At 36.1% G+C, this 12,573-nt stretch carries 13 protein-coding genes; 6 read left to right on the top strand and 7 right to left on the bottom strand.

All coding sequences use genetic code 11. The features are described 5' to 3' along the window. Window positions 1-14: 14 nt before the first annotated feature. Window positions 15-446 carry a CopY/TcrY family copper transport repressor gene (locus JHE06_RS01545; RefSeq protein ID WP_058919817.1) on the bottom strand — a complete coding sequence of 144 codons (432 nt, stop codon included), beginning with the start codon at window positions 444-446 and terminating at the stop codon, window positions 15-17. Between the two features lie 456 nt (window positions 447-902). On the opposite strand from JHE06_RS01545, the gene JHE06_RS01540 reads away from it, so the two are divergent. Together JHE06_RS01540 and JHE06_RS01535 are read left to right on the top strand one after the other, a co-directional pair. After that, entirely contained in the window at window positions 903-1,466 is a 564-nt protein-coding gene (locus tag JHE06_RS01540) for a TetR/AcrR family transcriptional regulator (RefSeq protein ID WP_058919816.1), read from the top strand. Between the two features lie 250 nt (window positions 1,467-1,716). Then, the gene (locus tag JHE06_RS01535) at window positions 1,717-2,232 is read left to right on the top strand and encodes a hypothetical protein (RefSeq protein ID WP_058919815.1); all 516 of its coding nucleotides are present in this window, start codon (window positions 1,717-1,719) and stop codon (window positions 2,230-2,232) included. 48 nt (window positions 2,233-2,280) lie between these two features. On the opposite strand, the gene JHE06_RS01530 is transcribed toward JHE06_RS01535, so the two are convergent. The 3 genes from JHE06_RS01530 to JHE06_RS01520 form a co-directional block, all read right to left on the bottom strand. Continuing rightward, entirely contained in the window at window positions 2,281-2,799 is a 519-nt protein-coding gene (locus tag JHE06_RS01530; protein WP_058919814.1) for a DUF3592 domain-containing protein, read from the bottom strand. Between the two features lie 181 nt (window positions 2,800-2,980). Then, the gene (locus tag JHE06_RS01525; protein WP_201089134.1) at window positions 2,981-3,352 is read right to left on the bottom strand and encodes a hypothetical protein; all 372 of its coding nucleotides are present in this window, start codon (window positions 3,350-3,352) and stop codon (window positions 2,981-2,983) included. 198 nt (window positions 3,353-3,550) lie between these two features. Continuing rightward, window positions 3,551-3,964 carry a hypothetical protein gene (locus JHE06_RS01520; RefSeq protein ID WP_201089132.1) on the bottom strand — a complete coding sequence of 138 codons (414 nt, stop codon included), beginning with the start codon at window positions 3,962-3,964 and terminating at the stop codon, window positions 3,551-3,553. Between the two features lie 364 nt (window positions 3,965-4,328). Between JHE06_RS01520 and JHE06_RS01515 the strand changes: the two genes are divergently transcribed. After that, a complete protein-coding gene (locus tag JHE06_RS01515) occupies window positions 4,329-4,826 on the top strand; it encodes a GNAT family N-acetyltransferase (RefSeq protein WP_236253531.1) in 498 nt (165 codons plus the stop codon). 334 nt (window positions 4,827-5,160) lie between these two features. Here the strand turns inward: JHE06_RS01515 and JHE06_RS01510 are convergent, their stop codons facing one another. Then, window positions 5,161-6,255 carry a S66 family peptidase gene (locus JHE06_RS01510; protein WP_201089130.1) on the bottom strand — a complete coding sequence of 365 codons (1,095 nt, stop codon included), beginning with the start codon at window positions 6,253-6,255 and terminating at the stop codon, window positions 5,161-5,163. 262 nt (window positions 6,256-6,517) lie between these two features. On the opposite strand from JHE06_RS01510, the gene JHE06_RS01505 reads away from it, so the two are divergent. Both JHE06_RS01505 and JHE06_RS01500 read left to right on the top strand, forming a co-directional pair. Further along, window positions 6,518-7,633, top strand: coding sequence for a YibE/F family protein (locus JHE06_RS01505; RefSeq protein WP_236253530.1), 1,116 nt, complete (start codon window positions 6,518-6,520; stop codon window positions 7,631-7,633). Further along, window positions 7,630-8,415: a YibE/F family protein gene (locus JHE06_RS01500; protein WP_201089126.1), complete on the top strand. Its 786-nt coding sequence runs from the start codon at window positions 7,630-7,632 to the stop codon at window positions 8,413-8,415. Before JHE06_RS01505 ends, JHE06_RS01500 begins: the two co-directional genes overlap by 4 nt. 146 nt (window positions 8,416-8,561) lie before the next feature. Here JHE06_RS01500 and JHE06_RS01495 read toward each other — a convergent pair whose 3' ends face one another. Next, window positions 8,562-9,005 (bottom strand): threonine/serine exporter family protein, encoded by a 444-nt coding sequence (locus JHE06_RS01495; protein ID WP_058919807.1) that lies wholly within the window; start codon window positions 9,003-9,005, stop codon window positions 8,562-8,564. Further along, entirely contained in the window at window positions 9,002-9,766 is a 765-nt protein-coding gene (locus JHE06_RS01490; protein WP_058919806.1) for a threonine/serine ThrE exporter family protein, read from the bottom strand. The genes JHE06_RS01495 and JHE06_RS01490 overlap by 4 nt, the downstream gene beginning before the upstream one ends. A gap of 801 nt (window positions 9,767-10,567) precedes the next feature. On the opposite strand from JHE06_RS01490, the gene JHE06_RS01485 reads away from it, so the two are divergent. Beyond that, on the top strand, window positions 10,568-12,535 hold the full coding sequence (locus tag JHE06_RS01485; protein ID WP_201089124.1) for a catalase: 1,968 nt from the start codon (window positions 10,568-10,570) through the stop codon (window positions 12,533-12,535). Window positions 12,536-12,573: the final 38 nt, after the last annotated feature.

The following is a 12,573-nucleotide window of genomic DNA, read 5'->3' as shown; positions in this document are numbered from 1 at the left end:
TTTTTTTCTTACTACTAGCAATTGCATTGGCCAGGAGCACAATTACATGCTACTTCATCTACAGCTTCCTTCTTTTTCTGAGCTAAAACTTCTTCTAACAACCTCACGTCTTCATGGCTCAAGGTTGCTTCTGCCAATAAATTGGCAAGCGTTGTGCCAACCTTTTTATTGCACATTTGTGAAAACACATCCAGTGTCACGTTTTTAACACTATCTTCTTCACTAACAGTAGGTGTGTAAATAAATTTATTCCCCACTGGTTCAGTGGCCAATAATCCTTTTTCAACCAGTCTTCCTATCAATGTTTTGATCGTAGCTGGTTTCCAATTCATTTTGTCTTTTAATACAGCCACGATTTCTTTGCTCGTAACCGTTTCAGCTGTCCATGCAACCCGCATTACTTCCCATTCAGCTTCAGTAATCGTTGTTTTTACTTTCGTTGTCATTTAAGACCCTCTTTTCGTTTACATTCGTAGTCGTTTAATTCTATACTTAGTTTACGTCTGTAATCGTTAACTGTCAACCCTTTTGTTTTTAACTAATAAAAGGTTCTTTTAAATTTTTTTAAGATGGTGAATCTTTTCGAAATAGAGTAAGCTACATCACGAAACTAATAATCCCTTGTAATACAAAACAAGTTGGTTTAAATAGAATAATTTTTTAATTTTTTTCTATTAGAACTCAGACAACTGAAGTATGGACAAAATGGTTGCGTTCTTAATCATTGGCTAAACAAAAATTTCTCCTAAATCCCTGAACCAATTTTTTAAAACAAGGCATATGCCTTGCCAGTTAAGCTTTCATTTAGTTTTAATTTTTTCAATTTAAAGCTATGTTTTTGGGCAAAGGTTTGCTATACTAACAAACAGACCCGTTGGTATGTTAGGAGAAATACATCAAATATGAATACAAAATCGCTATTAATTGATACTGCTACGTCCCTTTTTCAGCAAAAAGGCTATAAAAATGTCGGTCTTAACGAGATTTTAAAAGCCTGTAATGTTACAAAAGGAGCGCTCTATCATCATTTTCCAAATGGAAAAGAAGAATTATTGATTACTTGTTTGCAAGGTTTGAATGAAGCCATCACCACAGATATCGAAGCTATTTTTAATCGATACCCATCAGCTGAGGACGCTATACTCTCAATGATCGATAAGTTGGTTCACAGCTTTGAACAGAATGGCACTATTATCGGCTATACATTTAGCAGCATTGTTAGTGAAATGGCCACGATGAGTGAACCGGTCCGCACTGCTTGTAATGCTCTATATGAAAATCTTCAACACCTTTACTGCAAGAAGCTGTTAACAAATGGTTATTCAGATGAATCAGCTTCTGCTATGGCACTATTGCTGACAGCTTCAATCGAAGGCGCAATGATGCTTTGTTTAACGCAAAAATCCGCAAAACCTTTAAAAACAGTTGCCGCATTATTGCCAAGTATCTTAAAAGTGAACAATTAAATTAGACAGAGCCCATTTATAGACTTTGTTAATATAAAAATTGGGGCTGCGTAAAAGCAGCCCTTTACTATTGCATTTATTAAACTGGGTACATCTTCAGTACAACTTGCATTTAATGCAGCTTATGGATATGTCTGACATTTATTCGCTCCATAGCGTAATTTATTATTGGCATATTATTCATCGCTGTATTTGCTTATCTATTTAGCGTCGGTCTCAAATATGGATTTCGAAAGGAAGAAAAATAATTATGCAACAAGAAAACAGATTACCAAAAAACGGTAAAGAGGGCTTTTTATATGGCACAATTATCGTAACTTTATCAGTATTAGTAATGGGCTCCATCAACATGATCATTGCAGCTGGAGAATTCAACAAAGATGTTGCAATGACCATGTTAGTCGCACTACCTATTATTTGGGTTATCGTTATGATTATTGAGCCACTAGCAATCGGCCGCTGGGCAGAATTTATATCTTCTAAATTTATTTCACCAACAGACGGCTTTGCTGCTCGTATTATGTTCCGCACGCTTTTTACAGTATTGGGAATGTCCTTTACGATGACGATTATTGGAGATATTTTCGGAAATGGTTTATCAGCCGATAGCTTTACTCACTTTATCAACGCTTGGCCTCGTAATTTCTTGCTCGCTCTATTTTTCGAGAGTGTTATTATTCAGCCATTTGCCCGTTTCGTAATGGTTAAAATGCATGCAGCGCAAGATAAAAAAGCTGCCATTCAAACTAATATAGAAAATGCTTAAAAAAGTGCTCAGGCTTTTGAAAAGTCTGAGCACTTTTTTTATCTCTATTCAGGAAAAAAGAGTAATCAAAACAATACCACATAGAGGAATAATTGAAGCAAACATAAATACCAGCCCTATATAACTTGGTGCAAAACGCTCAACAAAAGACTCTTTTGGCTTATCAGGATTGTAATAAACGTTCATATAACTTCCTAGTGGAAAGGCTTCTTGCATGGTCATATTGATAGAAGCTGCAGAATTATTTCTAATTCTCAATTTCGTGTCTAGTATATCGCCTTTTACCTTTGATTTTATAGGTTTAAAAGTAGATGAAGTTGTTATGACTACTGAATAGCGCAAAGCGGTTTTATAATTTTTACCGTTGACTTCATATTCTACGACCGGTGCCCGTGATTGGTTATATGAGTAATTAACCACTTCCCCTAGTATATGGTTAATGCTATTTTTCTTAATTCTTCGTTCCTTCAAATACAACCAAATTCCTAATGTTAAAAAACTTACTGTTAATACTGCCATTAGAGCTAATACTGCTAATAAAACATAATCCCTAGTCATTTCTACCATAACTCCCGCTTCTTTAAATTTACATTCTCTAAAACTAATTGTAACAATAAAATTGCTGCGAATAGTTGTAACCAAAAAAAGTTGAACCAAATTAATTTGGTCCAGCTTTTTTCATATACGATTTTAGTCCGTATAAAAGTATTGTTGTCATTCCACTATAAATCCAAAAAAACAATTCCTGTTACTTCATCTTTTTTAGAACAAGTCTTGAACTCAAGAACCCGCTTATAAGAGATATACTGATTAATAACAAAGATGGCAGCAATTCATTTATTCCTTCATTATAAAAATAGTTATGAAATAATCGAAAAAGAATAAAGCCAATCACAAAAGAAACTAAAAATCCTATTACATAATACAAAACAGTATAAGTAAGAGAATTATTATCTATTACTCTTTCATCTTTATTGTTCATACTGCCGCCAGTATGAGACATTTTTGCACTATCAAGCTTATTTTTATCCGCATTTTGTCCGACATTTACTCTTGCGTACATCGAACTAGATATATTGTTTTCTCGATTGTATTTTTGTTGTTTTTCGCGATCACTCACACCACTCAGCCCTTTCCTTAGTTAGAAAATGAAGACTTTTATATGTACTTCAATTATATATTATATTGAACGAAATCTATTCTAAAAAAACGGGTTTTGAATTCAATAAAAAACGAGTGAGAAGATCGCAAAATATCACTTATATAGTTATATACACTCAGTAACAGCAATCGCTCTTTTTTATCCATATGGAATTTCTTATGGCTGATACCAGTTATTCGATTCAAGGAAAGCTATGTTGCCCTTTTGCCATTTCGCAGCCGCTATCATTTTATTCGCCTTAAACTTCAGCTTTTTATCTCCTTTAACTTTTAATTCTATTTTATATTGGATCAAGCCTTTTTTTGCTTTAAATAGTTCAATATCCTTCCGGGGAATACGAACATAGGTGTCTGCAAAGTCACCCATCAATGTTAAACCAACCAAAACAATTTCTTCTGGCGAAAAGACCAGTAAAAAGTGACTCATATCCACAAAAGATGCTAATGCTCCATAAGTAAAAGAAGATAGCAATCCTGGTTCTGTATAACCGTATACAAAATTTTGCGATACCTCAACATCTAGTGGTTTCATATATTCTTTAATATTTTCTACTTTCATTGCTTCATTCATTTATAGCAACTCCTTTTTTTCAATTTTAGCGAAAACCGACAAAAAAGGGAAATAATAACCTAAGGTCTAAAGTTATTTCTCTGTTACCAAAGTCGCGAAGTGATGGAAAATTTCATTAAAGTAACGAAGATAAGTATTAAGAATAGCAAACCTTTCATAAGTAGATCTGCTGTTCTTACATCTTAATGCACTGAACAGTTAAGGATAATAAAGGTTCAACTCCCCTTTGTATTACACATGCGCATATAAAAGAACAGACATTCCTGAATGAAGATAGTCTATTAAAGTAGTTTATAATGATTGTATTCCAGAGATAGAATAAGGTAGTATAGGTATGTATATATTATAAATAGGAGAGATTATTTTGAAACTTAGAGCACTAGAAATTAATGATCTACCTGTTGTACACGAGTTAAATAATGAACATTCTATTATGTCTTACTGGTTTGAAGAACCTTATGAATCACTTACTGAATTGCAATACCTTTTCGATAAACATCTATTAGATGAGTCTGAAAGAAGATTTATTGTAGAAGATGATAAAAATATTGTGGGCATAGTTGAATTAGTCGAAATCAATTACATACATCGTAATTGTGAAATTCAAATCATTATCAAACCAGAATTCAGTGGTAAAGGTTATGCTAAATTTGCTTTTGAAAGGGCAACAAATTATGCTTTTGATGTTTTGAATATGCATAAAATATATTTATACGTTGACACTGATAATGAAAAAGCAGTCTACATTTATGAATCTCAAGGTTTTAAAAAAGAAGGCTTGTTGAGAGAACAGTTCTATACTAATGGAAAATATAAAAATGCCTACTTAATGGCTTTGTTAAAAGAGGAGTACATTTCCTAAAAAAAGAAAGTAGAAAAAAGCGTTCAGACTCGAAACACTGGAGCACGTTTAAGAAAAAATAGTTAATAAATGGAAAAGAGGCTGAGACTTTTATCTCAACCTCTAAATTTTAGTTGTATTTTGGAGATAGAATAAAAATTGCTAGTATAAAACCTCTCTGCTTTTTCATAAGGATTCATACCAGTGGCATTCAACAAATTATTTTCCGATAATGATTTTGTTCCATAATTTCCATTTGCTTATTGCATCTATAAGATTGGACTGATTGAGTTTCAGGAACCAATATTGTTTCGCTTATTTATAGCCCAGCGATTAAGGTTCCTACAATAAACCTTCACCATTCCTTATGCTCAGCAGTTTGGAAATATGATTCATTAAAAGAAATCGTTTTTTCAGTTAAATTTACCGTTGTATGTATCCCATAAGGCAACGCACAATGCGGGTAAGCATGTCCAAAATTAACGTTATACAATATGGGCATTGTGTCATCAGAGACAACCTTTTTATAGATTTTTTTGTACTCTTCATAATAAACTTCATCTTGCGGTTTTCCAACCAATATGCCGTTGATAACAGAGAAAATACCGGTTTGTTTTAAAGTCATTAATTCTTTTTCTAATTCCTCCGGAGAAGGTTTTTCCTCACTGGTTTCTAGAAACAGGATTTTTCCTTCCCATTGTTCTATAGAAGGAAACAAATGGTACTTCTGACTTATCTCAACTTCATCTGGATAACGTTCTCCAGCCAGCAAATCATAGAAACTTTCTAAACACCCTCCTAACAAAGGTCCGGAAAAGGAACCTGATCCTTGTAAAACTTCGTACCCTTTTTTTTCAAGGTGCTGGATGCGCTCGGTCCCTACCGCTGTTTGAGAGAAATCAGTGCGTTCTTCATACCAGAACTTACTTGAAAGAATTTCGTGTAGTTCATGTCCTTCTAAATAAGATTGCAATGTGGTTTTCGTATATGGCAACAAATCGTCAGCGAGTTCCGCTACATCATTGATGAAATTAGGGCCATAAAAAGAGACCATTCCCAACTGGTAGAACATTAAGTGATTGATAGTGGTATCGGAAAATCCTGTAAATAACTTGGGATTCGCTTGCACGTTCTGAATGAATTCCTTGTCCTCTAATAAGAATGGCAATAAACGATATGTATCATCGCCTCCAATAGCACAGATTATTCCTTTGATAGCTGGATTTCGAAAGGCATCTTTTAAATCTTGAGCACGCGCTTCAGGATGCTGTTTTAAATAGTCTATCCCTTTTAAAGAATTGCGCATAAAGACAGGCTCCAATCCTAATGTCATTAAACGCTTTTTCCCTAACTCAAGTTGATGGGAACAAAAATCTTCTCCCAAGATACCACTTGAAAGACTGACAATAGCTACTTTATCTCCTTTTTTTAATTCATTCGGTTTCTTCATTGTTTTCTCCCCTTTTTTTAATAGTATACCAATAATCTTCTCTTTTTAATCAAAATATAGGCTTAAAATACCCGGGAACAGCTAAATTATTTTTAGCTGTTCTTTTCTTATTTGATATGAAAACTGGACGTCACTCGTTAGCAAAAAAATATATGTTACAATAGTGGAGATTTGCTTGCTGTGTTTTGTGTAGGAAAATGTCCTTTTTCGTATACATAAAATCAATCAAGTGAGTGGGAATTTGTACAATGGAGGTTTTTCTTTGAAAATCAATTTAGGGAAAAAAGCGTTTTTTTTATATAGCTTTATTTTGCTGTGTCTCATCTCATCGATGGTGTTTGTGCAAAACAATTTTCACTTATATGAACAGCCCATAGCTGAAGTAGTAGAAGCAACGCTTAAAGAAGAACAGGAAGCGATTGATTTACCTAATACTAAAGATCGTTTGTTTTATCAACATTTAGTTGGAAAAATAAAAAATGGAGACCGAAAAGGACAACTGATCTCATTAGAAAATAAATACTCCTCATCGGGGGCATATGACCACAACTATCAAATAGGAGATGAATTATTTGTCTCAATCCAAACTAATAATGGAGAGAGCTTGAGAGGCGTTATTGACGGTCCAAAACGAGATAAGTATGTTGTGGTGGCAGCGTGGTTATTTATCCTAACGGTATTGCTTATTGGCAAAAGAAGCGGATTGTTTTCGCTAATCAGTTTAATTATCAACGTCTTAGTGTTGTCACTCGCATTAAATAACTATGTAAACTCAGAACGTGCCAGTTTACTGCTTATTTGCGGCGGGTTAGTGGTTTTTTTCACGGTTACTTCTTTGTTATTGATCAGCGGAAACAATGAAAAAACGTATGCTGCTATCCTAGCGACATTGGCAGGAACTTTTTCCGCATTGCTTATAGCGTACATAGTCATGGTTCTGACGGCTGAAAAAGGTCTTAGATACGAGGAAATGGCATTTATAACGAGATCGCCGCAAAAAGTGTTTTTAGCCAGCATTCTAGTTGGTTCTTTAGGAGCTGTAATGGATATTGCAATTACCATAACCTCTTCGCTTTATGAACTGTATGATAAAAATAAAGATATTCCGCTAAAAGACTTAAAGGCATCTGGTATGGAAATAGGCAAAGACATCATGGGTACAATGACGAATGTTTTGTTTTTTGCGTATGTTAGCGGAAGTATTCCTATGGTCCTTCTCTATTTAAAAAACGGCTCTGCATTGGGGTACACCTTATCTATGAATTTATCCTTGGAATTGACTAGGGCCCTTGTTGGAAGTATCGGTATTGTCTTAACCATTCCGATCAGCATCTATACAGCGACTTATTTCATTCGCAAAAGGAGTGCAGCAAAATGAGTGTATTAGTGTGTTTAGCGGTCATTTTATTTATCCTAATGAAGTTTGTCGGCGGTGAAAAAGGAACAAGGTCTTTTATTGCTCTTTTTTTAAATTTTGGCGTAACATTTGCGACCATGCTTTTGATGGGCTCCACAAATAATCCCATTATCATCACCTTAATAGCCTGTACGGTCATTAGTTGCATTAATTTGTTTTATATCAATAATGTGTCGATCAAGTCGATTGCCGCATTTATTTCAACAATGATTACTTTAGTTCTTTTAGTATCGGTTATTTTTATATTAGTTGAAATGTCTATGATACAAGGATTTGGAATAGAAGAGATAGAAGAGCTCAATTCTTTTACATTGTATGTAGGGATAGATTTTGCCAAAGTTGCAGTCTGCACGATAATCATGGGAACGATCGGTGCTATTACAGATACGGCTATTTCTATTTCTTCGGCGATGAATGAAATATCTATCCATAACCCACTGATCGATCGATTCGGTTTATTCAAATCAGGTATGAACGTCGGCAGAGATATTCTAGGAACAACGACAAATACGTTGTACTTTGCCTTTATTGGTGGTTATCTGGCTTTAATTTTATGGTTTAAAGATTTGTCTTACTCTCTTGGTGAAGTTGTTAATTCCAAAGTATTTAGTTCAGAAATCATCTCTATATTTTGTATTGGCACAGGTGCAATTCTGATTATCCCCATCACTGCCTGGCTTACAGCTTATATTTTGTCTAAAAACCAAAACATAACTCCTAAAAATAAGCTAACTTCTGAATAAACAACTGAAACAATCCTTTCCACAATAAAAACCCTTCAAATCAAAATATTTGAAGGGTTTTTAGGTTTTATAAATGAAAGTACAGTCGTAAAAGAGCTTTGGCTCCTCTACTCCTTATGCTGCAAATCCTCACTCTATGCACTTATCTAAGAGGTTCGTTCTGCTTTTATATGTTGAGCTCTTTTCATCACTTTAAATACCGTATCGATAGTAAAGATTGCTAAAGCAATCATCCCAGCTATTTGGATAGTGCTTTGCAAATGGCCTTGTGCTAATGCCGTATGACCTTTGATAAATTCGTAAACCGCTAAATACATACCCGATCCTGGAAACAAGGGAAAAAAACCGGGTAAAAAGAAAATCGTTACAGGAACTTTAAAAATCCGCGAGAAAATGTGCGATTGAGTAGAAATCACTAACCCTGAAATATATGTAGCCGAAACAGCTCCTAAGGTTTCAAGACAAAGTAAATAAACTCCCCAACCTAAAGCTCCCACAAAAGCTGTCGCAAAAATATGCTTTTTGGGGGATTCTAAAATAATGGACGCTGCTGCGACTGCTAGAAATGCCCCTATGATTTGACTAATCAAAATACGACACCTCCAATAAGAACCAATCCAATCGCAACTCCTAAAGCAATCGATAGAGCGACCACAAAGGCCTCTAAGGCTTTAGCCCCGCCGGACATGTAATCGCCTTGTAAAGTATCTCGAATCGCATTTGTAATGGCTGTTCCTGGTACTAGCGGCATAATGGTTCCCGTTATGACTAAGTGCATATTAAGCGTGGGAAAAAGAAACGCATGCATCAACCCGGCACCTACCGAAATAACGGCAGAAGATAAGACGTTTCGTACAAAGGACCCCATGTCTAACTTTTTTTCGCCTTTCAATACCAATGCCAACAAACCGCCATTGACTCCAGCAGCCAGAATTTCTAAAATACCGCCGCCTAACAATAAAGCAAAAGAAGCAGCTAAAGCTGATGTCGCAAGATCTTTATAAAGCCGCTTATATTGTACTTTTCCAATATCCTGCAGCGCCGCATACGCTTCTGGAATGGTTATTTCTTCACTGGTCAATTGCCGTGAAATAGTATTTACAACCGCAATTTTATTTAAATTCGTATCCCGCGAATTGATCCGTTTAACAATTGTGATTGGATCATCAATACTAGGATCATCTAATGTGGCAACTAATCCAGTTGCAATTGCCAAGGCTTCAGTCGTTTCAAACTTTGACGTTTTTAGGATATGGTTCATTGTGTCTTCTACACGATATGTTTCAGCATTGCTTTCCAACATAATCTTCCCTGCCAATATGGCGATATCCATTAGTGTTTTGTAATCCATTTTGCGTCCCTCATCCTTTCCCACGCTGGTTATCAGCCGTTTTTTCTAGTTGTAACATCCATTACAGGTTCGAATTTCAATTTAGTATAGCATACTTTCTTTTATCCCCCAGAACCTTTCAATTCTTTCTTATATCTTTTTAACCTTAATTACTACTAAAAATGAAAGGGAGCGGAACAAAGCTAAAGACGATCAAATCAAGACAACAGAAAAATCGATTTGACAGAAAGATATCTTTTAGGGACCCAATTCATCCGTATTTATGAAAAACACTATTCTGAGTTGAACAAACGAAACACTATTCCCCTACTAAAACATGATCACTACCAAAGAAAATCTGGGACAGTGACTAAGGTAAAAAAACTGATAATCGAAGATAATTCTTTGCATTCAAAGACGAAGGCAAATTTTTGCATTCAAAGTGAAGTTGTACTAGACTGAATGTGAGAATCACTAGAAAAGGCAAGCTTCTCTCAACACTTCTATACAGAATGGTGGGCGATAGTTTAGTCCGCATACGCATACCTTCAATAACGTCTCTCATTTTTCTATAAGCATTTGTTTTATTTGTTCGAGCGCTAGAATGGATTTCCATCTAACAAAAACCAACCGACACAAAACCCACATGCAATAGACCTAGACCAGCTGGATGATACAGTTATAGGGAAATAAATTCTTCATAATTGAAAGGATGGATGAGAACATGAATAAGGAAAGAGATTCAAAAGAATTTGAAAGCGCGATGACAAAAAGAAACAACTTGATCAGTATCACCGAAAAAATACCGGTCCAGATAAAGGAATGACGAGTGATACTGGCTTTAAAATTCCTAATGATCGTTGGAGTTTGCGAGCCGGAAAACGCGGTCCTTTAGCTTTTCAAGATATCCACTTTTACAGAAAACAATCCCGTTTCAACCGTGAACGAATCCCGGAAAAAGTAGTTCATGCTAGAGGTTTTGGTGTGTATGGAGATTTCGAATTGACGAAGTCAATGAAAGAGTATACCGTCGCTGACTTTTTGCAAGAACCCGGGACGGTAACTCCTGTTTTTACGCGCTTTTCTAACTTTATCGGAAATAAAGGGTCGAAAGACACAGCTGTAGATATACGCGGATTCGCAGTTAAGTTTTATACTCAAGAAGGAAATTATGACATGCTATCCCTTCAGTTCCCTGTCTTCATCATGTCAGATGCTATCAAGTTTATGGATGTGACCCATGCAGTAAAACCGAATCAGACCACAGATATACCTCAAGCGACGGTCGCCCACGAGCGTTTTTGGGATTACGTAGCAAACAACCAGGAATCTGCTCATATGGTGATGTGGCTGATGTCTCTTAGAGGACGGCCAAGAAGCTGGCGGATGATGGAAGGCTGGCCAATCAATACTTTCCGATTTATCAACAAAGACGGTAAGTCCACTTTTGTAAGATTTGTATGGAAACCTAAACTGGGCGTCCATTCGTTATTGATGGAGGAAGCCAATATGATTGGGGGCATCGATCCCGATTTTCATCGCCGGGATATGATAGAAGCAATCGAAAAAGGCGCCTATCCTGAATATGAGCTGGGCGTACAATTAGTTCCTGATGAAGATGAGTTTAAATATGATTTTGATGTGCTTGATTCTACAAAATTGTGGCCTGAAGAAGTCATTCCTGTTGAAATCATCGGGAAGTTAACTTTAAATCGATTGGTTGATAATTTCTTTGCAGAAGAAGAACAATCATCCTTTGACCCTTCCACGCTTATTCCGGGAATTGGTTTCACGAATGATCCTGTTTTACAAGGAAGGTCGTTTGCCTATCGAGACACAGATTACCATCGACTCGGCACAGGAAACATCAATGAAATCCCTGTAAACAAGCCGATTACCGAAGTAAATACTAACTTTAGAGACAGCTTTTCAAAATATCCGATTGATGAAGATAACGTCACCCATCATGAAAATTCACTTGCAGGAAATACGCCAGCAGAGGTTTCTCCAGAAGAAGGCGGCTATGCACACTACCCAGAAAAAGTAGAAGGGTATTTGACCAGTGAAGCACCTAGCGAATCGTTCCTCGATTACTTTTCCCAAGCAAGACTGTTCTGGAACAGCCTTGCATCTTTTGAAAGAAAAGATCTGATTGATACCTTCACTTATCATCTTCAATATGTAAAGAGTAAATCAGTCAGAGAGCAGAACGTGGAAATGTGGGCTAATGTAGATGAAGAGATGGCTAGCATTCTTGCTGATCGTCTAGGCGTAGAACGGCCTAAAGTTTCTCCTGTAAAAGATTCAAAAAGTTCCCCTGCACTCAGTATGGCTAACACAGCCTATTCTGCTTCTACTCAAAAAGTGGGCGTGTTGATTGGTGATGGATTCGACGGTCCAGCAGTTAAAAAAGTTTTAGAATCGCTGCAGCAACATGGAGCATTCGTGCACATTATCAGTGAAAACTTGGGCACCCTTACGGGAAATGACGGTACGCAATTAGAAGTACAAGAGACTTTTAAAACAAAACATCCTGTTTTGTATGACGCTTTTTATATTGTGGGCGGAAGTGCAGAAAACCAAGAGGAATTTAATCAGTATCTCATGGAATTTTATTACGAAGCATACAAACACTATAAACCAATCGGTATCGCCGAAAATGGTGATTCATATATTGAAATACCGAAACAGAAGAACCCGCTTGGTGTTGTCTTTGCTGCAAACAACCCTGAATTTGGCAATCAATTTATAGATGCCATTACTCAAACACGTTTTTGGGACAGAAAATAATCAGGTGCTTCATATGTAGATGAAGGTAAGTTTTTTTT

The organism is Carnobacterium sp. CS13 (genome assembly GCF_016653495.1).
GTDB classification, from domain to species: domain Bacteria; phylum Bacillota; class Bacilli; order Lactobacillales; family Carnobacteriaceae; genus Carnobacterium_A; species Carnobacterium_A antarcticum.
This window is presented reverse-complemented; position numbering and strand designations above follow the sequence as displayed.

What these genes read in the sequence shown, in the direction of transcription:
- JHE06_RS01490 (WP_058919806.1), bottom strand. Translation starts at nt 9,766, where the DNA reads ATGGATTACAAAACACTAATGGATATCGCCATATTGGCAGGGAAGATT.
- JHE06_RS01540 (WP_058919816.1), top strand. Translation starts at nt 903, where the DNA reads ATGAATACAAAATCGCTATTAATTGATACTGCTACGTCCCTTTTTCAG.
- JHE06_RS01500 (WP_201089126.1), top strand. Translation starts at nt 7,630, where the DNA reads ATGAGTGTATTAGTGTGTTTAGCGGTCATTTTATTTATCCTAATGAAG.
- JHE06_RS01510 (WP_201089130.1), bottom strand. Translation starts at nt 6,255, where the DNA reads ATGAAGAAACCGAATGAATTAAAAAAAGGAGATAAAGTAGCTATTGTC.
- JHE06_RS01545 (WP_058919817.1), bottom strand. Translation starts at nt 446, where the DNA reads ATGACAACGAAAGTAAAAACAACGATTACTGAAGCTGAATGGGAAGTA.
- JHE06_RS01520 (WP_201089132.1), bottom strand. Translation starts at nt 3,964, where the DNA reads ATGAATGAAGCAATGAAAGTAGAAAATATTAAAGAATATATGAAACCA.
- JHE06_RS01530 (WP_058919814.1), bottom strand. Translation starts at nt 2,799, where the DNA reads ATGGTAGAAATGACTAGGGATTATGTTTTATTAGCAGTATTAGCTCTA.
- JHE06_RS01485 (WP_201089124.1), top strand. Translation starts at nt 10,568, where the DNA reads ATGACGAGTGATACTGGCTTTAAAATTCCTAATGATCGTTGGAGTTTG.
- JHE06_RS01535 (WP_058919815.1), top strand. Translation starts at nt 1,717, where the DNA reads ATGCAACAAGAAAACAGATTACCAAAAAACGGTAAAGAGGGCTTTTTA.